Origin of the sequence: Mycobacterium kyogaense, assembly GCF_036946525.1 — a bacterium.
In the GTDB taxonomy this organism is placed as follows: domain Bacteria; phylum Actinomycetota; class Actinomycetes; order Mycobacteriales; family Mycobacteriaceae; genus Mycobacterium; species Mycobacterium kyogaense_A.
This window is the reverse complement of the sequence record NZ_JAQIIY010000034.1, coordinates 21,645-46,833: the sequence shown is the minus strand read 5'-3', so window position 1 is coordinate 46,833 and position 25,189 is coordinate 21,645. Positions and strand designations below refer to the sequence as shown.

Below are 25,189 nucleotides of genomic sequence, written 5' to 3'. Positions count from 1 at the left end.
CACGCGGGAGGACGGGTCTACTGCGCGAGGGTGACCGCGGTCGCGCCCTGCCCGGTGCCGTACTGACCCGGCTTGCCGTTGTTGGCCAGCGCGCTCACCGCGAGCACGGTGGTGATCCGACCGGATTCGCGGTCGACGTCGTCGACGGTGCTCAGCGCGCTGGTGAGCGCGTTGTCGGAGCGTGCGACGGCGACAGCCGAGGTGCCGGAGGCGGCCCCGTCGCGGCCGGCGAGCACGACGCCCGCGCCGTGGGTGGCCAGACCGGCGGCGAAGCGGGCCGTCGTAGCGCCCTGGTTGCCGGCGTCGTCACCGAGGCCGCCGCCGGTGACGACGACCGCGGTGTCGGCCACTCCGATGCGCTCGGTGCCGTAGGTGATGAACCCGGTGTCGCGCAGCGCCGACAGCACCGTGTCGCGCTGGTCGTCATTGACGGGCGGAGCCTTGGGGTCCTTGTTGGCCAGTAGCGTGATGCCGAGCAGATCGCCGGCTTGGGAGCCCTGGTCGACGGTCGTGGTGCTCAGTTGCGTGCCGGCCGGCACGATCGGCGAGTTCACCACCGACAGCAGCTTCTCGGCGGAGTTCGCGTCGACGAACTCCTGGGTCAACGCGACGGTGCCGCTGACAGTGCCGCCCGCCTCACCGACGAGCCGAGCCACGGCGTCGACGTCGTCGTCGGCTGCGTCCGGGGTGCGGAACAGCACCACCGACTTGTCGGCCAAGCTCCCGCGCAGGATCCGCGGCGCCATCTGAGCGTCGAAGTCACCTGCGGCGCTGAGCTTTTCGTTGAGTGCGTTGCGATCGTTGGTGAGCGTGTCGATCTCGGTCTGCATCTGCGCCTTGTCGTCGCGCAGGCCCGACAGCACGGTATTGGAGAGCAGCCCGGAGCCCAGGGCGATGCCGATGGCCAGCGCGAGGAACACGGCAGCCAGCGAGATGGCGTGCGAACGCAGCGAGATCATGGCGGTGCCCTAGGAGACCAGACCCTGGACCCACAGCAGGAACTGGTTCCACGTGTGGGTGATCCATTCGAGCACGGCAGCGTCGGCACGCGACACCCACAGCGCGGCGATCACGGCGATCAGCATCGCCAGCACCAGCAGCGCGATCGCCCCGCCGGAGACGCGGCTGCGGTACAGCGTCGCAACGGCTTTCGCGTCGACGAGCTTCTCCCCCACCTTGAGCCGGGTCAGGAAGGTCGACGGGTTGCTGCGCTGCCGCGTGCGATCGAAGAACTCCTCGATGCTGGCGGTGTGGCCGACGGTGACGATCAGCGACGCCCCGTGGTGATCGCAGAGCAGCAGCGCCAGGTCGGCCGCCGATCCCGCGGCCGGGAACGTCATCGCTCCGACACCGAGATCCTGGATGCGCTCCAGTCCGGCGGCATGCCCGTCGGCGTCGGCGGGCAGCACCACCTGCGCACCGCTGCGCAGCGCCTCGGTGCTGATCTTGTCCGGGTCGCCCACGATCAGCGCCGGCCGGTAGCCCGCCTTACGCAGGATGTCGGCGCCGGTTCCGACCCCGACGAGCACCGGCTGGTACTCCTTGATGAACGGTTTGAGCGCCTTCAGATCGGCCGCGGCGTGGTCCTCCTCGGCGACCACCACGACGTGCCGGCGATTGACGTCGACGTCGATGTCGGGGATGCCGATGCCGTCGATGAGCAGCGGGCTCTCGCTGCGGATGAACTCGATGGAGTTGCCGGCGAAGGCCTCCAGATGCGCGACCAGCCCGCCCTTGGCTTCCTGCATCAGCTCGTGGATGTCGGCGTCGGTGCGTTCGGTGCCGAGGATCAGCCGGCGGTCACCGGAGTAGACACCGCCTTCGTTGATGCGGATCCGAGCGCCGTCCTTGACCTTCTTGAAGAGCTCCTGGCCGGTGTCGTCGACGAGGGTGATGCCGTTGGCGACGAGCACCTCGGGTCCGAGGTTGGGGTAGCGCCCCGAGATCGACGACGACGCGTTGACCACGGCGGCGATGTTCGCCTCGACCAGAGCGTCGGCCGTGACGCGGTCGAGGTCCTGCACGTCGATGACGACGATGTCGCCGGGCGTCACCCGGCGCAGGAGTCGGTCGATGTCGCGGTCCACACGGGCGGTGCCGGTGATGCCCGGCCGTGTACTGGCGTTTCGGGAGAGCAGCGCTGACATCTTCATGGGGGGATTCTGGCCAGCAACGCCCGAGATCTGTCGGAGGCGCGCCGTAACATCAGCCCCAGAAGTATGTTCTTTTCACACCAGTCACACGCTAGGTGGGCGCGTCACGCTCCTGCCGAGCCGCTTCGAGCAGCTCGCGCGCATGCGCTCGGCCGCTGTCGGACTCCCCGAGACCGGCCAGCATCCTGGCCAGTTCAGCGACCCGGTCGTCCTCGTCGAGCCGGCGCACGCCGCTGGTCTTGGCCCGCGTGGAGGTCGCAGCGGCCTGACCCTCGATGACCAGGTGCACGTCGGCGTAGGCGGCGACCTGGGGCAGGTGGGTCACGACGATCACCTGGTGGGTGCGGGCCAAACGGGCAAGCCGGCGGCCGATCTGCACGGCCGCGCGCCCGCCCACCCCCGCATCGACTTCGTCGAACACCATCGTGGTGCCCTCCGTGGACGCGGCGAGCACCACCTCGAGGGCGAGCATCACGCGCGACAGCTCCCCGCCCGATGCGCTCTTGTGCAGCGGCAGGATGTCCGACCCGCTGTGCGCGGCAAACCCGAATTCCACCGCGTCGACACCGTCGCGCCCGGCGTGCACGACATCCCCGGATGCCAGCGTCAGCGGAGCGCTGTCATCGGGGCGGGCCGGCAGCGGACCGACCGCGATGGTGAACTGCGCGCCGGCCATCGCGAGTCCACCGAGTTCGGTGGTGACGGCCTTGGCCAGCCCCTTGGCGGCCTTGACCCGAGCCTTGGTCACGTCCGCCGCAGCAGCGGCGACGGCCCCGGCGAGCTCGTCGACACGACGCGCGAGACCGGCCATCGCCTCCTCGGAGACGTCGAGCTGGGCGAGCCGCTCACGGGCCGTGGCCGCCCAGTCCAGCACGCCGTCGACGTCGGGAGCGTACTTGCGAGTCAGCGAGCGCAGCTCGGCCTGGCGCCCCAGCTTCGTCTCCAAAGCACTTGCGTCAGTGGGTAGTTCGGACAGAAACTGACCGAGTTCGGCAGCGACGTCCACGACGACGGTCAGGGCCCCGTCGAGTTGACCGGCGAGCGCCTTCAGCGCGGCGTCATCGGTGTGCTCGAGCGCCGAGCGCGCCTGCCCGATCGTGTCGAGTGCGGACACGCCGTCACCGCCCGGCTCGCTCTCGCCCGAGAGCGCCGAACGGGCTGTGTGCACCGCTTCGCGCAACGCGTCGAGCTCGGACAGGCGTCGGATGTCGGACACCAGCGACTCGTCTTCACCCGGCTGCGGCGCGACCGCATCGATCTCATCGATGCCGAACTGCAGGCGGTCCGCCTCCTGCGCCAGTTCGCGGGCGCTGCGGCGGCGCTCCTCGAGATCGGTGCGCGCGGCCAGCCACTCGTCGCGGGCGGTCCGATAGCGCTGCAACTTGTCGGTGACGCCGGCGTAGCGGTCCAGGGCAGCGCGTTGCTGGTCCGGGCGCATCAGGCGCAGCTGGTCATTCTGGCCGTGCAGCGTCAGCAGCTCACCGGTGAACTCGCTGAGCGATTTGGCGGGCACGCTGCGGCCACCCAGATACGCGCGCGACGGGCCTTCGCGGCTCACGGAACGGGCCGCGATCACGCTGCCGTCGTCGTCTCGGTCGGCGCCCGAGGAATCGAGGATGTCCTCGACCCGGGCGACCGCGTCCGCGCCGATGTCGGCGGTGACGAACCGGCCCTCGACCACCGCCTTGGCCGAGCCCGAGCGCACCCGGGCCGGATCTGCTCGCGCACCCCCGAGCAGATGCAGGCCCGTCACCACCATGGTCTTGCCGGCGCCCGTCTCCCCGGTGAGCACGGTCAACCCACCGTCGAACTCCGCGGTCGCGGCGCTGATCGCGCCGAGCGACTCGATCCGAATCTCGCCTAGCACTACTGTCCGCGCCACCCCGTGACCGGCAACCGGAACTTACGCACCAGCCGGTCGGTGAACGGTGCGCTGTCCAGCCGCACCCACTTCAGCGGAGTGCCGCAGCGGGTCACCTCGAGACGACTGCCTGCCGGCAGCACCATCTCGCGGCGCCCGTCGCAGAACACCGTCGCATCGTGGCCGCCCGCCTCGATCTCGATGGCGATCAAGGCGTGCGGACTGGTCACCATCGGGCGGGCGAACAATGCGTGCGCGTTGTTCGGCACGACGATGATCGCCTCCAAGTCGGGCCACAGCACCGGGCCACCGGCGGAGAACGCGTAGGCGGTGGAGCCGGTCGGACTCGACACCAGCACTCCGTCGCACCCGAACGCGGACACCGGCCGGCCGTCCACTTCGAGCACCACGCCGAGCACGCCCAGCCGAGGCCCCTTCTCCAAGCTGGCCTCGTTGAGCGCCCAGCCGCGGTCGAGCAGTTCCCCGCCCGACCACACGGTCACGTCGAGCGTCATCCGCTCCTCGACGCGGTAGTCGCGGCGGACGATGTGGTCGAGCACGGTGTCGATCGAGTCGGCTTCGGCCTCGGCGAGGAAGCCGATCTTGCCGAGGTTCACGCCGAGCACCGGTATCTCCACGTTGCGGGCCAGCTCTGCGGCACGCAGGAACGTACCGTCCCCGCCGAGCACGAGAACGAGTTCGCATCCCTCGGCGGCGCGCTGATCGGCGTCGACGACCGTGACGTCGACGCCGAGCGCGGCCATGTCCGTCGAGCGGCTCTGCGGCGACCCGCGGTCCACAGCTTCGGCGGAGAGCACGCGTAGCGCTATCCCGTTGTCGCCGAACACCTTTGCCACCCGCCGCGCGACGTCGACGGCGTCGTCGCGTCCGGTGTGCACCACCAGCAGGACGGTGCGTTGGGCTGTCATTGCGGACCTTCCTCGACGGCGCGGCGGATCGCGGTCTCGAGCGCGTCACCCGTCAGGGCATCCGTCGTGTCGGCGCGTAGATGCAGGAAGTACTCGACGTTGCCGGCCGGACCGGGCAGCGGGCTGGCCGTGACGGCGACGCTGCGCCAGCCCAGCGTCTGCGCGGTCGCGGCGACCGAGCGGACCGCGTCGATGCGCAGCAGCGGGTCGGAGACCACGCCACCGGCGCCCACCCGGTCCTTGCCGACCTCGAACTGCGGCTTCACCATGGGAACGATATCTGCGGCCGCCGACGCGCACGCAGTCAGCGCCGGGAGCACGGTCGACAGCGCGATGAAGGACAGGTCGGCAACGATCAGTTCGACAGGCCCGCCGATGGCTTCGGCGGTCAGCTCTCGCACGTTGGTCCGCTCCATCACCGTCACCCGGTCGTCGGTGCGCAACGACCACGCGAGCTGCCCGTAACCGACGTCGACCGCGACGACCTCCCGCGCCTCGCGGCTCAGCAGGACTTCGGTGAACCCTCCTGTGGACGCACCCGCATCCAGACAGCGCCGGCCCTGCACCGCCACCCCGAACGCGTCGAGCGCTCCGATAAGTTTGTGCGCTCCCCGCGACACCCAGCTGGGCTCGTCGGCATCGTCGACCGTGAGATGTGCGGTCGTCGCGATCGCTGTCGCCGGCTTCGCGGCCCGCATGCCGTCCACGCTCACCCGGCCGGCGCCGATCATTTCGGCCGCCTGCTGGCGCGAGCGAGCCAGCCCACGCCGAACCAGCTCGGCGTCCACACGAGCGCGCCGCGTCACGGGGATCAGCCTTTCTCGACCGATTCCAGCGCGCGCACCAACAGGTCGTGCGCCTCCTCCAGGCGGGCGCCGACGGAGTCCAGATCAGCGTCGGTGGGTTCGGTCGGCTCTCCGAGAAGGTCAGCGACCTGGGCGCGGATCTGGTCGGGTTCGGTACTCATGACGGGTGCCACGCTAGTCGATGGCGGGGTCGAGCAGCGACCACCGCTGCGCCGCTTCGCGCGCCGCGTCGTCGGCCGCGACGATCGTCGCGCGCCCAGGCTCGCGCCCGGCCGCCCAGACCGCCGCCGCGATCGCACGCACGATGGACAGCGCGTCGCCGGGATCCTCGCCGGTGGAGGCGACACTGATGTGGTCGCTGCAGTCCACGCGCCACGCGGGATGGGGACCGACCCGCAGGCTGTCGGCGTCAGCGGTCAACGCACGAAGGTCCTCGGCGATCATGTCCGGCCGCTGATCGGCCACCGCGAAGATCGCGTCGGCGGCATCGTTGACACCGGAGAGCACCATCAAGCTGGGCAGACCCGAAGCGCGCGCTCCTTCGATGTCGGTGTCGAGCCGGTCCCCCACCACCAAAGGCGTGTCGAAGTCGCCACGCGCCAACGCATCTGCCATCAGGGCAGGCGCCGGCTTACCGGCCACCTGGGGTTCCTGATCGGTGGCCGCACGCAGCGCGGCGACCATCGAGCCGTTGCCGGGCAGCAGGCCGCGTTCTGACGGCAGTGTCTTGTCGACGTTGGCGGCGATCCACAGCGCACCCGCCCGAACGGCGAGTCCCGCCTCGGCGAGATCGGACCATGCGGTCTCCTGCGAGTGGCCTTGGACGACGGCGACGGGATCGTCGTCGAACTGGCGTACCGGTTGCAATCCGACCGCCCGCACCTCGTCGGCGAGCGAATCAGTACCGACGACGAGGACTTTCGCCTGGCTCGGCAGCTGCTCGGCCAGCATCCGCGCGGCTGTCTGAGCGCTTGTCACGACGTCGTCGGGGGCTGCGGTGAAGCCGATGTCGCGCAGGTGTTCGGCGACCTGGTCGGCACTGCGCGAGGCGTTGTTGGTCACGAACAGCGTGCGGGCTTGCAGCGAGGCGAGGGTGTCGACTGCACCGGGTGTCGGCTCGTGCCCTCGAAAGACGGTGCCGTCGAGGTCGAGCAGGAAACAGTCATGAAGGTGCGCAAGAGTTTTCACGTCAGGACAGTTCCGTGATCCGCTCTTCGGCGTCGGTGACACCTTCGGCATCGGCGGCGGCGGCCTTGAGGAACCATTGCAGGGCCTCGTCCGGGCGATCGAGAGCCAAGAGCGTGTCCGCGTAGACGTAGAACAGTCGGGCCGCCGTCTGGCCGGTACGGGCCGGATCCAGTTGCGGCGACGACAGCACGGCGAGGGCCTGCTCGTGCTGGCCGAGATCGGAACGGGCGCCGGCCACGACGATGCGCAATTCGTCGGCGTCATCGCCGGTCAATTGCGCCGCCTCGGGACTGCGTGCCAATTCGATCGCGCGCTCGGGACGGCCGACGCCCCGTTCGCAGTCGGCGATCATCGCGAGAAGTGGTGAGCGACTGCCCATTCGGCGGGCCGCTCGGAGCTCGGAGAGCGCTTGCGCCCAGTCGCCGCAGGCGTAGGCGGCGATGCCGACGGCCTCACGCACGGCAGCGATGCGTCCCGAGCGGGCACGCGCGGCCCGGGCATGCTCGAGGGCCGCCTCAGGATCCTCCTCGAGCAGCTCACCGGCGGCCACCAGATGTCGGGCGACGGCATCGGCGGTCGCCCGATCCAATGTCGTGAGTTCTCCGCGGATCTCGGGAGCGAGTTGACGGGCCTCGATCTCTGGAGGGATCGGCGGTCCTGCCGGCTTCGTATCGTCCTGCGTGCGGGGTTGAGCGGAACGAGCGCGGTTGGGGCCCGAGGTGCGGGGGGCCGAGCGCTGATCGCGGCGCGGACCCTGCCTGCTACCGGACGGACCGCCGCGGTGGGGCCGGCGGTCACCGCGGCCGGCCATATTCTCTTCGGGCACGACAAAAGGATACGGGCACCGCCGATGACACCACAATTGCGCAAATTGTCAGAGCAATTAATGGTGTCGGAATATGTCGCGGAAATAGGAAATCGCCCCCCACAAAAGTGGGGGGCGATTCCAATGTGTGTTCGGCGGTGTCCTACTTTTCCACCCGGGTGGGTAGTATCATCGGCGCTGGTAGGCTTAGCTTCCGGGTTCGGGATGGGTCCGGGCGTTTCCCTGCCGCTATGGCCGCCGTAACTGTATTCACTCGTTTTTGAGTGATCCCCGTGGTGGGGAAGTTTATAGCCCCTGTTTTTTGATGGTGGGGTGTGGTCGTTGTTGTTTGACCGTGTGTGGTGTGGTTGCGAGGTTTTGTTGTTGTTGTAAGTTTTCGGCCGGTTAGTGCCAGTTCCCTGAACCCATTGCTGGGTGTGTAGGTCTGGTCTATCGATCCCGTGGTCTGCGGGGGGCCTTATCCCACTGAAATGGGTGAGAAGCCTGGTCTTGGAGGGGGTTTCCCGCTTAGATGCTTTCAGCGGTTATCCTGTCCGAACGTGGCTATCCAGCGGTGCCCCTGGTGGGACAACTGGTGGACCAGAGGTTCGTCCGTCCCGGTCCTCTCGTACTAGGGACAGATTTCCTCAAGCTTCTGACGCGCGCGGCGGATAGAGACCGAACTGTCTCACGACGTTCTAAACCCAGCTCGCGTGCCGCTTTAATGGGCGAACAGCCCAACCCTTGGGACCTGCTCCAGCCCCAGGATGCGACGAGCCGACATCGAGGTGCCAAACCATCCCGTCGATATGGACTCTTGGGGAAGATCAGCCTGTTATCCCCGGGGTACCTTTTATCCGTTGAGCGACACCCCTTCCACTCAGAGGTGCCGGATCACTAGTCCCGACTTTCGTCCCTGCTCGACATGTATGTCTCGCAGTCAAGCTCCCTTGTGCACTTACACTCAACACCTGATTGCCGTCCAGGTTGAGGGAACCTTTGGGCGCCTCCGTTACTTTTTAGGAGGCAACCGCCCCAGTTAAACTACCCACCAGGCACTGTCCCTGAACCGGATATACGGTTCGAGGTTAGAGGCCCAATACGATCAGAGTGGTATTTCAACAACGACTCCACAATCACTGGCGTGACCGCTTCACAGTCTCCCACCTATCCTACACAAACCGTATCGAGCACCAATACCAAGTTGTAGTGAAGGTCCCGGGGTCTTTTCGTCCTGCCGCGCGTAACGAGCATCTTTACTCGTAATGCAATTTCGCCGAGTCTATGGTTGAGACAGTTGAGAAGTCGTTACGCCATTCGTGCAGGTCGGAACTTACCCGACAAGGAATTTCGCTACCTTAGGATGGTTATAGTTACCACCGCCGTTTACTGGGGCTTAAATTCTCCGCTTCACCCTTACGGGTTAACAGGTCCTCTTAACCTTCCAGCACCGGGCAGGCGTCAGTCCGTATACATCGTCTTGCGACTTCGCACGGACCTGTGTTTTTAGTAAACAGTCGCTTCTCACTGGTTTGTGCCACCCCCTCCCGCTGCCCACCGCAAGGGTGTTGACGGTATGGGGGTCCCCCTTCTCCCGAAGTTACGGGGGCATTTTGCCGAGTTCCTTAACCATAGTTCACTCGTACGCCTTGGTATTCTCTACCTGACCACCTGTGTTGGTTTGGGGTACGGGCCGTGTGTGCGCTCGCTAGAGGCTTTTCTCGACAGCATAGGATCACCGAATTCGCCTCACTCGGCTATGCATCACCTCTCAGGATATGTGAACGACGGATTTGCCTATCGTTCTCCCTACAGGCTTGCCCCAGTATTACCACTGACTGGTACGGCTACCTTCCTGCGTCACCCCATCGCTTGACTACTACCACCGAAGGTCCCGCGCAGCCCCAGAATCCGTCACCCCGAAGGGATCAGTGATGCTGGTTTTGGGCGGTTAGTACCGGTGATTCATCAGGGACGCTCACACACGGGTACGGGAATATCAACCCGTTGTCCATCGACTACGCCTGTCGGCCTCGCCTTAGGTCCCGACTCACCCTGGGCGGACTGGCCTGGCCCAGGAACCCTTGGTCTTTCGGCGGGCAAGGTTCTCACTTGCCTTATCGCTACTCATGCCTGCATTCTCACTCCCACACCCTCCACCACTCGATCACTCGGCGGCTTCACCGGATGCAGGACGCTCCCCTACCCAGCGTACGACGTACGCTGCCGCGGCTTCGGCGGTGTGCTTGAGCCCCGCTACATTATCGGCGCACAATCACTTGACCAGTGAGCTATTACGCACTCTTTCAAGGGTGGCTGCTTCTAAGCCAACCTCCTGGTTGTCTTCGCGACTGCACATCCTTTTCCACTTAGCACACGCTTAGGGGCCTTAGCCGGCGATCTGGGCTGTTTCCCTCTCGACGCACGGAGCTTATCCCCCGCCGTCTCACTGCCGCATTACACCGTGTCGGCATTCGGAGTTTGGCTGACGTCAGTAACCTTGTGAGGCCCATCGGCCATCCAGTAGCTCTACCTCCGACACGAACACTGCGACGCTGCACCTAAATGCATTTCGGGGAGAACCAGCTATCACGGAGTTTGATTGGCCTTTCACCCCTACCCACAACTCATCCCCTCAGTCTTCAACCTAAGTGGGTTCGGGCCTCCACGCGGTCTTACCCGCGCTTCACCCTGGCCATGGGTAGATCACTCCGCTTCGGGTCCAGAACACACCACTACACCACACACTGTTGTGTGGATACGCCCTATTCAGACTCGCTTTCGCTACGGCTACCCCACCCGGGTTAACCTCGCGACATGTCCCTGACTCGCAGGCTCATTCTTCAAAAGGCACGCCATCACCCCACGACAAGTCGAGGGCTCTGACGGATTGTAAGCGCACGGTTTCAGGTACTCTTTCACTCCCCTCCCGGGGTACTTTTCACCATTCCCTCACGGTACTAATCCGCTATCGGTCACTGAGAAGTATTCAGGCTTACCGGGTGGTCCCGGCAGATTCACAGCAGATTCCACGGGCCCGCTGCTACTCGGGGAAAACATTTCACGAAAGCCGTCACGTTTTCAGGTACGGGGCTCTCACCCTCTCCGGCAGGCCATCCCAGACCACTTCACCTAACACAACGGTTGATCACTTTCGCTCCTCTCGGCGGAGAGAAGAAGAAACGCCCCACAACACCGCACACACAACCCCCGCCGGGTATCACATGCACACGGTTTAGCCATCCTCCGCTTTCGCTCGCCACTACTCACGGAATCACTGTTGTTTTCTCTTCCTACGGGTACTGAGATGTTTCACTTCCCCGCGTTCCCCCCCAACGCCTATATATTCAGCGCTGGGTAACACGACATCACTCGTGCTGGGTTTCCCCATTCGGACATCCTCGGATCCACGCTCGGTTGGCAGCTCCCCGAGGCATATCGCAGCCTCCCACGTCCTTCATCGGCTCTCAGTGCCAAGGCATCCACCATGCGCCCTTAAACACTTACAACACAAAACCAAAAAAATGAGTCATCACCCACACACACGCATGTGTGCGGGTATCAGAAAAATTTGCATTACATGCTGACCCCACACAACCCACACAAGAGTTGTCTGCGATCAGATGCTCGCAACCACTATCCACAAATCAAACACCACACCCCACCACCAAAGCAGGGCAACAACAGCACCTCTCACCACACACAGTGGCCAGAGAACCAACGGGCTGTTGTCTCAAAGCCCAATAGTGTGTCCGATGATCTCGCGCCGGCGATCCACCCCCAAAAGGGTGAATCCCGTTCCAGCACTCAACGTTTGTTGAATTGCACCAGACCTGCATCCACTACAGATGACAGGCCATCTTCACGAATCGGCTACGGTCACCGAACCCCCACACGATGTGGGCGGGCCGAGCTCTCGTGGTGCTCCTTAGAAAGGAGGTGATCCAGCCGCACCTTCCGGTACGGCTACCTTGTTACGACTTCGTCCCAATCGCCGATCCCACCTTCGACGGCTCCCTCCACAAGGGTTAGGCCACCGGCTTCGGGTGTTACCGACTTTCATGACGTGACGGGCGGTGTGTACAAGGCCCGGGAACGTATTCACCGCAGCGTTGCTGATCTGCGATTACTAGCGACTCCGACTTCACGGGGTCGAGTTGCAGACCCCGATCCGAACTGAGACCGGCTTTGAAAGGATTCGCTCCACCTCACGGCATCGCAGCCCTTTGTACCGGCCATTGTAGCATGTGTGAAGCCCTGGACATAAGGGGCATGATGACTTGACGTCATCCCCACCTTCCTCCGAGTTGACCCCGGCAGTCTCTCACGAGTCCCCACCATAACGTGCTGGCAACATGAGACAAGGGTTGCGCTCGTTGCGGGACTTAACCCAACATCTCACGACACGAGCTGACGACAGCCATGCACCACCTGCACACAGACCACAAGGGAATACCTATCTCTAGGCACGTCCTGTGCATGTCAAACCCAGGTAAGGTTCTTCGCGTTGCATCGAATTAATCCACATGCTCCGCCGCTTGTGCGGGCCCCCGTCAATTCCTTTGAGTTTTAGCCTTGCGGCCGTACTCCCCAGGCGGGGTACTTAATGCGTTAGCTACGGCACGGATCCCAAGGAAGGAAACCCACACCTAGTACCCACCGTTTACGGCGTGGACTACCAGGGTATCTAATCCTGTTCGCTCCCCACGCTTTCGCTCCTCAGCGTCAGTTACTGCCCAGAGACCCGCCTTCGCCACCGGTGTTCCTCCTGATATCTGCGCATTCCACCGCTACACCAGGAATTCCAGTCTCCCCTGCAGTACTCCAGTCTGCCCGTATCGCCCGCACGCCCACAGTTAAGCTGTGAGTTTTCACGAACAACGCGACAAACCACCTACGAGCTCTTTACGCCCAGTAATTCCGGACAACGCTCGGACCCTACGTATTACCGCGGCTGCTGGCACGTAGTTGGCCGGTCCTTCTTCTCCAGGTACCGTCACTTGCGCTTCGTCCCTGGCGAAAGAGGTTTACAACCCGAAGGCCGTCATCCCTCACGCGGCGTCGCTGCATCAGGCTTGCGCCCATTGTGCAATATTCCCCACTGCTGCCTCCCGTAGGAGTCTGGGCCGTATCTCAGTCCCAGTGTGGCCGGTCACCCTCTCAGGCCGGCTACCCGTCGTCGCCTTGGTAGGCCATTACCCCACCAACAAGCTGATAGGCCGCGGGCCCATCCCACACCGCAAAAGCTTTCCACCACAGCACATGAATGCCGTGGTCCTATTCGGTATTAGACCCAGTTTCCCAGGCTTATCCCAAAGTGCAGGGCAGATCACCCACGTGTTACTCACCCGTTCGCCACTCGAGTACCCCGAAGGGCCTTTCCGTTCGACTTGCATGTGTTAAGCACGCCGCCAGCGTTCGTCCTGAGCCAGGATCAAACTCTCCAAACAAAAACCCCCAGGGACAACCCCGGGCAGAATTCGAATCAGAAAAATCCGATCACAAACAACAGACACCACAAACTGGCATCCAAAAAAACGTCATGCCCCCAAACGGGAAAATGCGGACACAACAAAAAACAACAAACAAAAACCACCAAACACACTATTGAGTTCTCAAACAACAGCCCCGACTGACCGCGCGAAGATCCCGCGGCTAAAAGCCGCGATCTCTACTGCGGGCAGATGAGGACTCTCACCAAAGTGAGTGACCTCTCGGGAGTCGGCCGCGCTCTCCGGGCTGGGCCCGTGTCGCAGCGACTCCGATAAGTTACGTCAGGGATAACGCCGAGTCAAATGGCCTGCTAGAACCGGTTTTTCGACCTGATCCCAGCGTGCGCACGGCTGGCGTGCGTTGACTGCTGAAGTGACAACGCGCGGGCAAGCGTGGTTGTTCCCGACGCGTCAAATTCGTCTTGACCTGGGCATTTGGCTCACGCGCTGCGCACGCCGGCGACATTGCGCTTGCCGCGGCGCAGTACGAGCCACCGACCGTGCAGGAAGTCCGACGGCTGCGGCGTCCACTCCTCTGTGGCGATCCTCACGTTGTTCACCGAGACTCCACCTTCGGCGATCGTCCGTCGGGCGGCGCCCTTGCTCGCCGACAAACCGGTCGCCACCAGGAGGTCGACGATCGAATCCTGCCCTGCGGGAAGCACTTCCACGATCTCGCTGTTGCCGGCTTCGCGCAGCGCGGCCGCCAGGGTGGGCTCGTCGAGATCGGCGAGCTCTCCCCTGCCGAACAGCGCCCTGCTCGCGTGTTCGACCGCATCGGTGGCCGCCTGACCGTGGATGAGCGTCGTGAGCTCGCGGGCCAGGCGGCGCTGGGCGGCACGTTCGTGAGGTCGCTGTGCGGTGGCCTCCTCGAGTTCTGCGATCTCGGTCGCGTCGAGGAACGTGAACCACCGTAGGTATCCGACGACGTCGGCATCGGCGGTGTTGATGAAGTACTGGTACCAGGCGTACGGGCTGGTCATCTCGGGATCGAGCCACAGGCTGCCGCCCCCGGTGGACTTCCCGAACTTGCGCCCCTCGGAATCCGTCACCAGCGGGGTCGTCAGCGCATGCACCCCGGCACCGGCCTTCTGCCGGACCAGCCGCACGCCGGCGATGATGTTCCCCCACTGATCGGAGCCACCGATCTGCAGTGCGCACCCGTAGCGCTGGTGCAACTCCACGAAGTCGTTGGCCTGCAACAGCATGTAACTGAACTCGGTGTAGGAGATGCCATCGCCCTCGAGTCGGCGACGTACCGTTTCCCGGTCGAGCATCACGTTCACCGAGAAGTGCTTCCCGACGTCACGCAGGAACTCGATGGCCGACATCTCCTGAGTCCAGGACAGGTTGTCGGCGATGACCGCGCCCGTGGGCGAGTCGTCGAAATCGACGAACCGCTCCAGCTGACCGCGGATGCGGACAGACCACTCGGCGATGGTGTCGGCAGTCTGCATCGTGCGCTCGCCGACCTCACGCGGGTCGCCGATCATTCCGGTCGCGCCGCCCGCCAGCACGATCGGGCGGTGTCCGGCCTGCTGGAATCGCCGCAGGGTCAGCAGCGGGATGAGGTGCCCGGCGTGCAGGCTGGGGGCGGTCGGATCGAACCCGGAATACACGGTGACGGGTCCGCCGGCCAAGGCTTCGCCCAGTGCGTCACGGTCTGTCGACTGCGCGATCAGCCCGCGCCAGTCCAATTCATCGAGGATGTTCCCCGGGATGTCGCTGCCCACGCACCGATCTTCCCGTACTAGTCGCTCTCGCCGGGAGCGGGTGCCCGCGGGCTGCGCCGATAGGGCGACACCTCCCTGCGACCCGACACCCAGAAGCGCCAGGGCCGATCGGCAGCCTTACTGACCCCCGTGCGGGGTCCCGCCGCCCCAGGTAGCGGGCGCGCCAGTGAAAGACGGACCGGCGCAAGCGGATCGAAGAGATCACAGCCGTTGTCCGCCATCTCGATGCCCAGCGCAGAACACAGGTTGCCGGGCCCTCGGGCCAGGGCGGACTCGGCGACCAGCTCGCCCCGCCGCATCCGGGCGGGACCCACACCGTCCTCGACGACGGCCGCTCGGAGCAACACTGCGCCCGCGACACCGTCGGTGGCGCACACCACGTTGGCGCAGACGTGGATGCCGTGACTTCGGTAGGTGTAGAGGCGACCCGGCGGGCCGTACATCACGGTGTTGCGTCCCCCGCGGCCGCGGAACGAGTGCGACGCCGCATCTGGCCACGGCCCGTCAGCCGGACCCCCGTAGGCCTCGACTTCGACGATCGTGGCAGTGACTTCGCGTCCCGTCAGGCGGGCGCCGAGCAGCATCTGCGCCGCCCGAACGGGATCGACAGCCAGGAGCTGCGCGCCGAGGTCCGCCATGTCGGGCCATCCTACGACCGGTCTTGACACCGTCTCGCCGGCGAGCGCAATATTCATCACATGATGAGTTCATCGCACGATGAATTAACGACCGGGGTGTCAGCCGCCGCTATCGACGTTGAGAACCTTCACGTTCGTCGCGGTGGCAGGACCGCGGTCGACGGCGTGACCATGCACGTTGCGCGCGGCACCATCACCGGATTGCTTGGGCCCTCCGGGTGCGGAAAGAGCACGCTGATGCGCAGCATCGTCGGCACCCAGGTGGTGTCGAGCGGCGCGGTGCGGGTGCTCGGGTTGCCCGCCGGCTGCGCCGAACTGCGCCACCGAGTCGGCTACGTCACGCAGCAGCCGACCGTCTACCCGGATCTGCGGGTCGTCGACAACGTGCGGTACTTCGCCGCGCTCTACGGCAGTGACGCCGCCGACATCGACGACGCCCTGGCCGCGGTGGGTCTCGACAGCCATCGCACCGCGCTCGCAGGCAACCTCTCCGGCGGTCAGCGCACCCGGGTGTCGCTGGCCTGCGCACTGGTGGGCCATCCCGAGGTGCTGGTGCTCGACGAGCCGACCGTGGGCCTCGACCCGGTGCTGCGCGCAGAACTGTGGGACCGGTTCGCGGCTCTCGCGCGACACGGCACCACGCTGCTGGTGTCCAGCCACGTCATGGACGAGGCAGACCACTGTCAGGACCTGCTGCTCATGCGCGAGGGCCGTCTCCTGGCGCACACCACACCGAATCGACTCCGAGAGGACACCGCATGTCAGTCGTTGGAGGAAGCGTTCCTGTCCGTCATCCGGCGCGACACCGCAGCCGCGCCCGCCTGACCGCGGGAACGCCGCGCGCCTACCTCGCGACCACCGTCCGCATCCTGCGGCAGCTGGCCGGCGATCACCGCAGCGTGGCGATGATCCTGGTGGTGCCCAGTCTGATCATCGCGCTGATGTACTTCATGTTCGACGCGGTGCCCACCAGGCCGGGAATGCCGTGGCCGTTCGACAACGCCTGCCTGGTGATGCTGGGCGTCTTTCCGCTGATCGTGATGTTCCTGATCACCTCGATCACCATGCAGCGCGAACGGGTGTCGGGCACGTTGGAGCGCATCCTCACCACGCCGCTGGGCCGCCTCGACCTGCTCGCCGGTTACGGGACCGCGTTCTCACTCGCGGCAGCAGCGCAGGCCACCCTCGCGTGCCTGGTGTCCTTCTGGCTCCTGGGTCTCCACACCGCAGGAAATCCGGTGTGGGTGTTCGTCATCGCAATCGTCAACGCCGTACTCGGGGTCGGGCTGGGTCTGCTGTGCAGCGCGTTCGCACGCACCGAATTCCAGGCCGTGCAGTTCATGCCGCTGGTCATCGCGCCGCAGCTGCTGCTCTGCGGGATCGTCGTGCCGCGCGAGCAGCTGCCCGACTGGCTGCAGTGGGTGAGCAACGCGATGCCTGCCAGCTACGCTCTGGAGGCACTCCGCCAGGTCGGCGCCCACGCCGAGCTGACATCGCTGGCCGTACGCGATCTGCTGATCGTCGCCGCCTTCGCGGTGTCGGCACTCGCCCTGGCCGCAGCGACACTGAGGCGAAGGACACCGTAGCGACCGTGACGACCGAGCAGGATCGCAAACGTCCGGGACGTCCCCCCGGCGCCTCGGACACCCGCGATCGCATCTTGGCCGTCGCGCGAGACCTGTTCGCCCGCAACGGGTTCGAGAACACGTCGATCCGCTCCATCGCTGCGGGAGCCGGCGTGGACGCTGCGCTGGTGCACCACTACTTCGGCACCAAGACCCAGCTGTTCGCCGCTGCGATCCACATCCCGATCGACCCCATGACGGTGATCGGCCCGCTGCGCGAGGTGCCGGTCGAGGAGATCGGCCACGTCCTGCCGTCGCTTCTGCTGCCGCTCTGGGATTCGGAGATGGGCAAGGGATTCATCGCCACCCTGCGGTCATTGCTGGCCGGCAGCGACGTCTCGATGGTGCGGAGCTTTCTGCAGGACGTCATCACCGTCGAGGTGGGCGGCCGCGTCGACGATCCGCCCGGCACCGGCCACATCCGCGTCCAATTCGTGGCATCACAGCTGGTCGGCGTCGTGATGGCGCGCTACATCCTCGAGCTGGAACCGTTCAGATCCCTGCCGGTCGACCAGGTCGTGGAGACGATTGCGCCGAATCTTCAGCGCTACCTGACGGGCGAACTCCCCGGCCTCGGTTAGGACTCCCCCGCCGCGGCGACCAGGCGCCGATGCTCGGCGTCGTCCACCGTCACGGCTTCGTCGATCAGCAGCACCGGGATGTCGTCGTCGATGCGGTACTTACGCTGCAGACGAGGGTTGTACAGACACCCGTCCACGTAGGTCAGAGGGCCGCGGTCCTGCGGGCAGACGAGCAGCTCGAGCAGTGCAGGGTCGAGCGTCATCCCGTCCGACCGGGCATCGGGAAGGGGTTGTCGTCGGGATCCTTGATCATCGGATTACCCGGTCCCCAGTTCGGACCCATCGGCGCCTGGACGATGCCGGGCGTCGCCGGCGGCGGCACCGCGGGCTGCTGGACCTGATTGGATGCCTGCATTTTGATCTTGCGCTGTGTCGCCAGCGTCGCCTGTAGAGCTTCGACCAGCGGAGCCTGATTCGGACGCTTGTCGAGGGCATCCGCAAGCGCAGCGGTGTTGGCGCGCGAGGGCTTGAAGCCCTGCATGCGCAGCGTCATCACCTGGTCGATCAGCTTCGAGACCTGACCGCCGCCCGACCCGGTGTTGTACTGCTCATTGATCATCATGAGAATTCGATCGGGCGACACCGGCGGAGGAGCATCCCCCGTGGCCGGCGCGGCGGCCGGATCAGCTGCCGCCACCGGAGCCGACAGCCCCGCGGCAACGCCGCCGATCAGCGCGGCACCGGCAAGCGCGGTCCCGGCGGCGCGGCGCCAATTGCGTGGTGACATGAATCCTCCTCGGAGTCGCCAGCGCGAGCCTAACAGTGAGGCGCGCACCGGGCATCACTGCTGTGTGCCGGCAATCTCGCTGCGAACAGCCGCAGTCAACCGCTTGTACAGATGGGTATCGGCGTCGCGATACCAGGCGTTACGGGACGCTTTGGGAATGCCGTCAGCCTGCATCGGCCCTGCCAGAGGGCGGTAGGTGGCGGTGAGCGTCATGTCGGCGACGACGTGGACGATGTCGGGCGCGGCGCCGACGGGAAGATCGGCCAGCGCCTCGGACAGATCGGCGGTGGTGACGCTGCCTCCCGGACGCAGGGCCAGGGCGGTCACCGCCAGCGTGCCGGTGTCCGTGGGCACCGCGTAGGTGACGGCCATGTCGACCGCGCCCAGACGCCCGACCCCGTCGTTGACGGTGGCCGCGAACACGGGTCCGCGGGCGGTGTGGATCACCGCGGCACGGGTGTCGACGAGCCAGTAGTCGCCGTCTTCGTCGCGGCGGAACAGGTACTCGGTCGACACCCAGGTGTCGGCGGGTGCGAAGACGCCGCGCTTGACCGACGCCAGCGGATCGACCGGGCCGCGCGGGTGCGCGAGCAGGACGCCGACCTCATTGGTGTCGGCACGACGAACGAAACCGCGGTCGTCCTCGAGGATCAGGTTGTCCTCGGGGTCGTAGGCGGCCAGCGCGATCTCGCCGCCACCCGGCAGCGGCCTGCCCTTGCTGCCCACCTTCGCGCCCGCGACGTTGGCCAACACGGCCTGCCCGTCGGTGGTGGCGAAGAACTCGACGACCCTGGCCGGTTCGAACACCTCCGCGACCCGTTTCCACAGACCGCTGGGCATGCCGGAACCGATGAACACCCGCACCGGGTGGCTGCCGGTCAGCGAGAAGGCGGGATCGTCGATCACCTCGCGCAACATCGCCCAGGTGTAGGACACCACCGTCACGCCGTACTGCCTGATCTCCTGCCCGAAGCGGTCCGGCCGCAGACCCCGCGACAACGCGATGCGCGCGCCGGCCACGACCGCGCCGCCCAGGCTCACCAGCAGACCCGACTGGTGGTGCAGAGGGGTGAGGCAGTAGACGGTGTCGTTGCGGCTGATGTTGGCCGCCGACGCCGTGCCGAACGCCGAGAGCGCCCAGCGGTAGTTGGTGATCTGGCGGGCGACCATCTCGCCGCTGATCGTGCTGAACCCGATGAACGCCAGGTCGCGGGCGAGCCCGGGGTTCGGGCGGTACCAGCCGGGCAGATCGACGCGCTCGGGATCGATCTGTTCCATATCGATGACGCCGGCATCGTCAGGCAGGTGCAGGTCGCGCGATTCGCCGCCACCGAGCACCAACACCCGGGTGTCGAGCGTGCGGGCGGCATCCAAATGGCCCGGGTCGGCGATGATCTCGGTGACCGCGCCCAGCCGTGCCGCGGTGGCGAGATCGGCGTCGGGCGGCATCAGCACCGCGACCGCACCCAGCCGGGACAGCGCGGCGATCGCGACCAGTGCGCTGGGCCGGGTGTCCATCAGCACGCCCACTCGGGCGCCCTGACGCACCCCGACCTCGATCAGGCCGCGCACCACGTTGTTGATGCGCCGATCGACCGCCTCGTAGGTGTGCACACGGCCGTCGAACAGCAGCGCCTCACCCTGCGGGGCATCGCGGGCCTGCTCACTCATGATGCGGCCCAACGAGATTCGGGTGTGATCGTTGACCTGCCCCAGTCGCGCGAGGCGGGGCAGCGTGCGGGCGGTCTCCACCGCGAGCGTGCGGGCCGAGCGGTTCGCCGCGACCAGCGCGTCGGCGGCCGACTTCGCCAGCGTCAGCGCCATCTCCGTCGCCGCGGCGGTGCCGTGCGCCAGTCGGGACGTCAGCGAGACACCGCTCTCCGACGATGCCGCCGGTTGCAGCGCCATCGGCGCGACACCGTCGGGCATGGCGCCTGCCCCGTCGAGCCAACGCACCCACTGCGCCACCGTCGGCCACGTCTGGCCGGCCGCCTTGGAACCGACGACGAGCCCGAAATGGCCGGCCCTGATCATGAATTCGTAGACGTCGGCCTGCGGTGCCGCCCGCTTGATCCCGCGTACCGAGGCGGGTTGCCCGATGTCGTCGACCTCGCCGACGACAGCCAGCACGGGGCAGTCGATGTCGGAGAGCGTCACCAGATCGCCGTGCACGGAGAAGCCACCGGTCATCATCCGGTTGTGCGCGATGAACTGCTTGAGCAGTTCCGAGATCGCGGGGCCCGACCACGCGATCCAGCCGTCGGAGGCCAGGAACCGGCGCTGCTGCTCGCGCGGGAGCAGGGCTTCGCGGTCATGCAGCTGGAGCAGGAACTCCAGCCGCGACTGGGCGGTCTTGATCGGGTCGAGCATCTGGAAACCGGTGCGCGCCATCCAGCCCGGGATGTCGATCCGGCTGAAGACGTGGTCAGCCATGAAGTCGGCGGCCACCGGGGCGAGACTGGCCGGCAGGTTCATCGGCAGCGCGGCCAGGGTGTCGACCGGCGAGCCGAACGCGATGATGCTCGCCAGGTCTTTCGAGCGGCGGTACGCCGCGGTCTGATAGGCGAACATGCCGCCCTGCGAGTACCCGGCCACGTGCACGTCGCGCCCGGTCGTCGACTTGATCGTGTCGATCGCCTCGCTGAGCGCGACGATGTGGTCGGCCAGGTTGCGTTGCATCCCGCCCTCGACCTTGTCCGGCGATCCGAAATCGATCACCCACGGGTCGATGCCGGCGCGGTGCAGGATGCCGACCGCGCCGTCGGAACGGGTGACGTCCCACATGTCGGCCGACATCATCATCGGGTGGACCATCAGCACGGGAGGGCCCGCGGGTTTGGCGCCGGGCCGGGTGTCCGGCGGGAAGTAGCGGCGCAGCCGGTACATCGGCACGCTCTCCACGATCTGGAACGGTGAGGGCACCGATCCGGTCTCCAGGCCGCCGTAGCGCAGCACCTCGAGACCGTTCTGAGCGGTCGCGACCAATCGGCCGACCGGTCCGGTGATCGCCGAGAGATCCACCAACGCCTGCTCCCCTATCGCCGACCCCGAACCGCTGATCCCCCCAGTGCAGAGGTCATCATGGCACAGCGCAGGCCTATCATTTGCGCCTGATGGCGAACCTGATCAACCTGGAAAAGGTGACCGTGGGCTACGGCACCCGCACGTTGCTCGATGCCGTCAGCCTCGGTGTCGAGGAGGGCGACGCGATCGGCGTGGTCGGCCGCAACGGCGACGGCAAGACGACATTGCTGAAGGTGCTCACCGGCACGCAGGCCCCCGACTCCGGACGGGCGACCCACACCTCCGGGCTGTCGGTGGGTTATCTGCGCCAAGCCGACGACTTCGCGCCGGAGGACACCGTGCGCGGCGTCATCGTCGGCGGCCGCCCCGACCACATCTGGGCTGCCGAGGCGAACACCCGCGCCGTCGTCGAACACCTGCTGTCCGGGGTTTCGCTGGATGGCAGCGCGGCCGATCTGTCCGGCGGCGAGCGGCGCCGCGTCGCGCTCGCCGAGGTGCTGCTGGCCGACCACGACGTGCTGGTGCTCGACGAACCCACCAACCACCTCGACGTCGAGGTGATCGGCTGGCTGGCCGGGCACCTGGCCACGCGGCCCGCTCGGGCACTGGTGGTGGTCAGCCACGATCGGTGGTTCCTCGACGCGGTCGCCACGAGCACCTGGGAGGTGCACGACGGCGTCGTCGACGCCTACGACGGCGGGTACGCGGCGTTCGTGCTTGCGCGCGCCGAACGCATGCGAATGGCCGCCGGGACCGAGGCCCGACGCAGAAACTTGATGCGCAAGGAGTTGGCGTGGCTGCGGCGCGGACCGCCGGCGCGGACGTCCAAACCGAAGTTCCGCATCCAGGCCGCCAACGACCTCATCGCGGACGAGCCACCGCCCCGTGACTCGCTGATGCTGCAACGCTTCGCCACCTCGCGGCTCGGCAAAGACGTCTTCGATCTGCACCGGGTGGGTCTGCAGGTGGGCGATCCGCCGCGCACGCTCCTCGACGGCATCGACTGGTCGATCGGCCCGGGCGCGCGCATCGGGCTGGTCGGCGTCAACGGCACCGGAAAGACGTCGATCCTCAAGCTCCTCATCGGTGAGATACCCCCGACCTCGGGCACGGTGAAGCGCGGTCAGACGCTGTCGATCGGCCACCTCAGCCAGGCCCTCACCGAATTGCATCCCGACGAGCGAGTTCTCGACGCGGTCGAGAGCAAGAAGCGGCTCACCGAGGTGGCGGGCGGTCGCGAGGTCAGCACCTCGACGCTGCTGGAGGACTTCGGCTTCACCGGGGACAAGTTGACCACGCGGCTCGGCGAGCTGTCCGGCGGTGAGCGGCGGCGGTTGCAGTTCCTGCGGCTGCTGCTCGACGAGCCGAACGTGCTGCTGCTCGACGAACCGACCAACGATCTCGACATCGACACGCTGACCGTCATCGAGGACTACCTCGACGGCTGGCCCGGCACGCTGATCGTGGTCAGCCACGACCGGTACTTCCTCGAGCGCGTCAGTGACGTGACCTACGCACTGACCGGCGGCGGACGCTGCGTTCTGCTGCCCGGGGGCGTCGAGCAGTACCTCGCGGAACGGTCGGCGGCCGCTGTGCAGACCCCCGCCGCCCGCGCGGAGCCGGTGCGTGCCGAATCGGCCGCCGCCCGCGATCGCCGCGCGGGCAAGGAGATGGCACGAATCGAGAACCAGCTCACCAAACTCGACGATCGGATCGCCGCCCTACACGAGGCGATGGCCGACGCCGCCGCCGACCACGTGCGGGCGGGCGAGCTCAACGGCGAGCTCGGCGACCTGCTCTCCCGTAAGGACGATCTGGAGCAGGCCTGGCTCGAACTGGCGGAGGACGCCGGGTGAGCACCGGCCTGTCGTATCTCGCGCGCCCGTTCGTGCTGTGCGTGCGGTACTGGCCCCAGCTCGCCGCGTGTTATCTGCTCGGGCTGCTGGGGCGCCGGGGTGCGATCGAGCTGGCCGCGTGGGCAGGCTACGACAACGATCTGTGGGCCTCGCTGATCATGCCGCTGGCCGGACTGGCCCGGCTCGGGTCCTACGTCGCGATGTTCTTCGTGCTCCGGTCGGGCCTCCCGGCGCTGGCGACGCTGCCGCCACGCAGCGCCCGCCGCGTCGACGTCTTCGCCACCGTGATCGTGCCGTTCTTCGCGATCTACCTGGCGTGGAAGATGTTCGCTGAGGACTGGATCGCCTACGAACAACGCGCGCTGGGCTATCGGATCGGGCAGACCATGACGACCCCCGGCGGGGTCGACCTCCACCCTGAAGCGCTTCCAGGGGGAACGCTCACCGTGGTGTTGATCGTGACGGCACTGGTCCTGCGCTACGTCCTGAGCCGCTTCGCGGATCTGATGCCGCGGTGGATGATCGCGGTCCGGGTCTACGTCGACGCGCTGTGGGTCTTCCTCAGCCTCAGCTTCGCCGCCAGCAAGGACGTCACCTTCTTCGTCAACCCGAGCGGCTGGCTGCAGCAGCGGCGAATCGTCGTGTGGTTCACCGACACTCGCGCGGAACTCTTCTCCCACTTCCGGCCGCTGGAAATCCTGTGGGACACGGTCACCTGGACCGTGTCCACCGTGTTCGGCGGAGCCACCATTCCGCTGCTGTGGCTGGCCGTCGCCGCGATCGTCTACGGGGTGTCGATGCCCGCGGACTGGCGCAGCGCGGCGCGCCGCGTGGCCGGGCAACGGGCTGACCTGCTCTTCGAGCGGACGGCGACGCGGCAGAAGCGGGTGCGGGAGCGGTGGTCTCGGTTGTCTGATGTCCGCCGCGACGAGGCACGGGACGTGCTGCTGTCCCGGCTCGGCAACTACCGGCCGATCGCCGATTCGGCCCGGCTCATCCTGCACGGCGGCGTGATCGCGTTGGCGCTCTACGTGCTCGGCTATCTCGGGCTGGCTTGGCTGGACATGGCGGGCAGTTTTTACCGCCCCGAGGTGCGCACCGGAGAGCTGTTCCGCGCAGTGGCGCGGCTGCTCGGGCCGCACCCGCAGGCCTACTGGGATGCGGTGCGGCCCACGCTCGTCTTCCTGTCGAACTTGATCATCGAGCCGCTGCGGGTGTGTCTGATCGCCTCGACGGTGGCGTACTGCCTCGAACACGTACGCCCGCAATCGGTTACAGCAGCACCCGCACAGTGATCTCACCGTTGTGCGTCACGTCCATGGCCGTGGGCACGACGTCGTCGGGCAGCAGGAACGTGAACTGGACGGGGCCGGGCAGGTGGCACAGCGGCGTGACCCCGTCGGGCGGGATCGGCGTGTAGCCGCCGACCCCCTCCGCCGTCCACCGCGTCGTGCCGTCGGTGATCACCGCGGTGCAGTAACCCTGCTCGGGGGTGCCCGACCGGTCGAAGTCGAGCACGGTCAACACCGTGCCCTGCGGAAGCGGCGGACCGAACCGCACGGGGCTGCGGTTGAGGTGCGTGACCTTCGTCAGCCGCCACGTCTCTCCCCCCGCAGAGCCGCTCTCCCCCTTGGGGATGACGACGCGGGGTTGCACGGAGTGACGGTAGGTCGACCAGTCCGGTCCGAAATCGATCACGACGTACACGCCGAGGGCGCAGGCGACCGCGACGGCGCCCACGAGATTGCGCTGCCACAGCCTGGTCATCCGG

Annotated in this window: 19 protein-coding genes and 3 rRNA genes; 5 read left to right on the top strand and 17 right to left on the bottom strand. The window is 66.5% G+C overall.

Annotated features, from left to right (window positions below):
• Window positions 1-17: 17 nt before the first annotated feature.
• The 13 genes from PGN37_RS24495 to PGN37_RS24435 form a co-directional block, all read right to left on the bottom strand.
• The gene (locus PGN37_RS24495) at window positions 18-959 is read right to left on the bottom strand and encodes a copper transporter (protein ID WP_335333572.1); all 942 of its coding nucleotides are present in this window, start codon (window positions 957-959) and stop codon (window positions 18-20) included.
• Window positions 960-968: 9 nt separating this feature from the next.
• Window positions 969-2,153: a putative cytokinetic ring protein SteA gene (gene steA / locus PGN37_RS24490; protein ID WP_335333571.1), complete on the bottom strand. Its 1,185-nt coding sequence runs from the start codon at window positions 2,151-2,153 to the stop codon at window positions 969-971.
• A 91-nt stretch (window positions 2,154-2,244) separates the two neighbouring features.
• Window positions 2,245-4,020: a DNA repair protein RecN gene (gene recN, locus PGN37_RS24485; protein ID WP_335333584.1), complete on the bottom strand. Its 1,776-nt coding sequence runs from the start codon at window positions 4,018-4,020 to the stop codon at window positions 2,245-2,247.
• On the bottom strand, window positions 4,020-4,943 hold the full coding sequence (locus tag PGN37_RS24480; RefSeq protein WP_335333570.1) for an NAD kinase: 924 nt from the start codon (window positions 4,941-4,943) through the stop codon (window positions 4,020-4,022). Before PGN37_RS24480 ends, recN begins: the two co-directional genes overlap by 1 nt.
• On the bottom strand, window positions 4,940-5,749 hold the full coding sequence (locus PGN37_RS24475; protein WP_335333569.1) for a TlyA family RNA methyltransferase: 810 nt from the start codon (window positions 5,747-5,749) through the stop codon (window positions 4,940-4,942). Before PGN37_RS24475 ends, PGN37_RS24480 begins: the two co-directional genes overlap by 4 nt.
• 5 nt (window positions 5,750-5,754) lie before the next feature.
• Window positions 5,755-5,910, bottom strand: coding sequence for a hypothetical protein (locus PGN37_RS24470; protein ID WP_335333568.1), 156 nt, complete (start codon window positions 5,908-5,910; stop codon window positions 5,755-5,757).
• Window positions 5,911-5,923: 13 nt separating this feature from the next.
• Window positions 5,924-6,937 (bottom strand): HAD-IIA family hydrolase, encoded by a 1,014-nt coding sequence (locus tag PGN37_RS24465; RefSeq protein ID WP_335333567.1) that lies wholly within the window; start codon window positions 6,935-6,937, stop codon window positions 5,924-5,926.
• 1 nt (window position 6,938) lies between these two features.
• Window positions 6,939-7,748, bottom strand: coding sequence for a tetratricopeptide repeat protein (locus PGN37_RS24460; protein WP_335333583.1), 810 nt, complete (start codon window positions 7,746-7,748; stop codon window positions 6,939-6,941).
• Between the two features lie 144 nt (window positions 7,749-7,892).
• A 5S ribosomal RNA gene (gene rrf / locus PGN37_RS24455) occupies window positions 7,893-8,005 on the bottom strand.
• Between the two features lie 122 nt (window positions 8,006-8,127).
• Window positions 8,128-11,251, bottom strand: a 23S ribosomal RNA gene (locus tag PGN37_RS24450).
• A 423-nt stretch (window positions 11,252-11,674) separates the two neighbouring features.
• Window positions 11,675-13,192: ribosomal RNA gene (locus tag PGN37_RS24445) — 16S ribosomal RNA — on the bottom strand.
• The 16S, 23S and 5S rRNA genes sit together here, the layout of an rRNA operon.
• Before the next feature lie 482 nt (window positions 13,193-13,674).
• Entirely contained in the window at window positions 13,675-14,955 is a 1,281-nt protein-coding gene (gene tyrS, locus PGN37_RS24440; RefSeq protein WP_335333582.1) for a tyrosine--tRNA ligase, read from the bottom strand.
• Window positions 14,956-14,984: 29 nt separating this feature from the next.
• Window positions 14,985-15,605: a DNA-3-methyladenine glycosylase gene (locus tag PGN37_RS24435; RefSeq protein WP_335333566.1), complete on the bottom strand. Its 621-nt coding sequence runs from the start codon at window positions 15,603-15,605 to the stop codon at window positions 14,985-14,987.
• 60 nt (window positions 15,606-15,665) lie between these two features.
• Between PGN37_RS24435 and PGN37_RS24430 the strand changes: the two genes are divergently transcribed.
• Genes PGN37_RS24430 through PGN37_RS24420 form a run of 3 tightly spaced genes read left to right on the top strand, consistent with a single transcriptional unit; the run spans window position 15,666 to window position 17,811 of the window.
• Complete coding sequence (locus PGN37_RS24430; protein ID WP_335333565.1) at window positions 15,666-16,430, top strand: ABC transporter ATP-binding protein; 765 nt, start codon at window positions 15,666-15,668, stop codon at window positions 16,428-16,430.
• Entirely contained in the window at window positions 16,364-17,191 is an 828-nt protein-coding gene (locus tag PGN37_RS24425; protein ID WP_335333564.1) for an ABC transporter permease, read from the top strand. Before PGN37_RS24430 ends, PGN37_RS24425 begins: the two co-directional genes overlap by 67 nt.
• Before the next feature lie 5 nt (window positions 17,192-17,196).
• On the top strand, window positions 17,197-17,811 hold the full coding sequence (locus PGN37_RS24420) for a TetR/AcrR family transcriptional regulator (protein WP_335333563.1): 615 nt from the start codon (window positions 17,197-17,199) through the stop codon (window positions 17,809-17,811).
• Here the strand turns inward: PGN37_RS24420 and PGN37_RS24415 are convergent.
• Genes PGN37_RS24415 through PGN37_RS24405 form a run of 3 tightly spaced genes read right to left on the bottom strand, consistent with a single transcriptional unit; the run spans window position 17,808 to window position 21,559 of the window.
• The gene (locus PGN37_RS24415; RefSeq protein ID WP_335333562.1) at window positions 17,808-18,014 is read right to left on the bottom strand and encodes a Trm112 family protein; all 207 of its coding nucleotides are present in this window, start codon (window positions 18,012-18,014) and stop codon (window positions 17,808-17,810) included. The genes PGN37_RS24420 and PGN37_RS24415 overlap by 4 nt on opposite strands.
• Window positions 18,011-18,538 carry a hypothetical protein gene (locus PGN37_RS24410; RefSeq protein WP_335333561.1) on the bottom strand — a complete coding sequence of 176 codons (528 nt, stop codon included), beginning with the start codon at window positions 18,536-18,538 and terminating at the stop codon, window positions 18,011-18,013. The genes PGN37_RS24415 and PGN37_RS24410 overlap by 4 nt, the downstream gene beginning before the upstream one ends.
• 54 nt (window positions 18,539-18,592) lie before the next feature.
• Window positions 18,593-21,559, bottom strand: coding sequence for an acyl-CoA synthetase (locus tag PGN37_RS24405; RefSeq protein WP_335333560.1), 2,967 nt, complete (start codon window positions 21,557-21,559; stop codon window positions 18,593-18,595).
• Between the two features lie 92 nt (window positions 21,560-21,651).
• On the opposite strand from PGN37_RS24405, the gene PGN37_RS24400 reads away from it, so the two are divergent.
• Together PGN37_RS24400 and PGN37_RS24395 are read left to right on the top strand one after the other, a co-directional pair.
• Entirely contained in the window at window positions 21,652-23,418 is a 1,767-nt protein-coding gene (locus PGN37_RS24400) for an ABC-F family ATP-binding cassette domain-containing protein (protein ID WP_335333559.1), read from the top strand.
• The gene (locus tag PGN37_RS24395; RefSeq protein WP_335333558.1) at window positions 23,415-24,713 is read left to right on the top strand and encodes a hypothetical protein; all 1,299 of its coding nucleotides are present in this window, start codon (window positions 23,415-23,417) and stop codon (window positions 24,711-24,713) included. Before PGN37_RS24400 ends, PGN37_RS24395 begins: the two co-directional genes overlap by 4 nt.
• On the opposite strand, the gene PGN37_RS24390 is transcribed toward PGN37_RS24395, so the two are convergent.
• On the bottom strand, window positions 24,691-25,185 hold the full coding sequence (locus tag PGN37_RS24390) for a hypothetical protein (protein WP_335333557.1): 495 nt from the start codon (window positions 25,183-25,185) through the stop codon (window positions 24,691-24,693). The two genes, PGN37_RS24395 and PGN37_RS24390, sit on opposite strands and share 23 nt — an antisense overlap.
• Window positions 25,186-25,189 lie beyond the last annotated feature (4 nt).

Coding starts and splice junctions, on each gene's coding strand:
- PGN37_RS24435 (WP_335333566.1), bottom strand. CDS start 15,605: ATGGCGGACCTCGGCGCGCAGCTCCTGGCTGTCGATCCCGTTCGGGCG.
- PGN37_RS24495 (WP_335333572.1), bottom strand. CDS start 959: ATGATCTCGCTGCGTTCGCACGCCATCTCGCTGGCTGCCGTGTTCCTC.
- steA (WP_335333571.1), bottom strand. CDS start 2,153: ATGAAGATGTCAGCGCTGCTCTCCCGAAACGCCAGTACACGGCCGGGC.
- PGN37_RS24410 (WP_335333561.1), bottom strand. CDS start 18,538: ATGTCACCACGCAATTGGCGCCGCGCCGCCGGGACCGCGCTTGCCGGT.
- PGN37_RS24425 (WP_335333564.1), top strand. CDS start 16,364: ATGTCAGTCGTTGGAGGAAGCGTTCCTGTCCGTCATCCGGCGCGACAC.
- PGN37_RS24470 (WP_335333568.1), bottom strand. CDS start 5,910: ATGAGTACCGAACCCGACCAGATCCGCGCCCAGGTCGCTGACCTTCTC.
- PGN37_RS24400 (WP_335333559.1), top strand. CDS start 21,652: ATGGCGAACCTGATCAACCTGGAAAAGGTGACCGTGGGCTACGGCACC.
- PGN37_RS24460 (WP_335333583.1), bottom strand. CDS start 7,748: ATGGCCGGCCGCGGTGACCGCCGGCCCCACCGCGGCGGTCCGTCCGGT.
- PGN37_RS24430 (WP_335333565.1), top strand. CDS start 15,666: ATGATGAGTTCATCGCACGATGAATTAACGACCGGGGTGTCAGCCGCC.
- PGN37_RS24480 (WP_335333570.1), bottom strand. CDS start 4,943: ATGACAGCCCAACGCACCGTCCTGCTGGTGGTGCACACCGGACGCGAC.
- PGN37_RS24415 (WP_335333562.1), bottom strand. CDS start 18,014: ATGACGCTCGACCCTGCACTGCTCGAGCTGCTCGTCTGCCCGCAGGAC.
- PGN37_RS24390 (WP_335333557.1), bottom strand. CDS start 25,185: ATGACCAGGCTGTGGCAGCGCAATCTCGTGGGCGCCGTCGCGGTCGCC.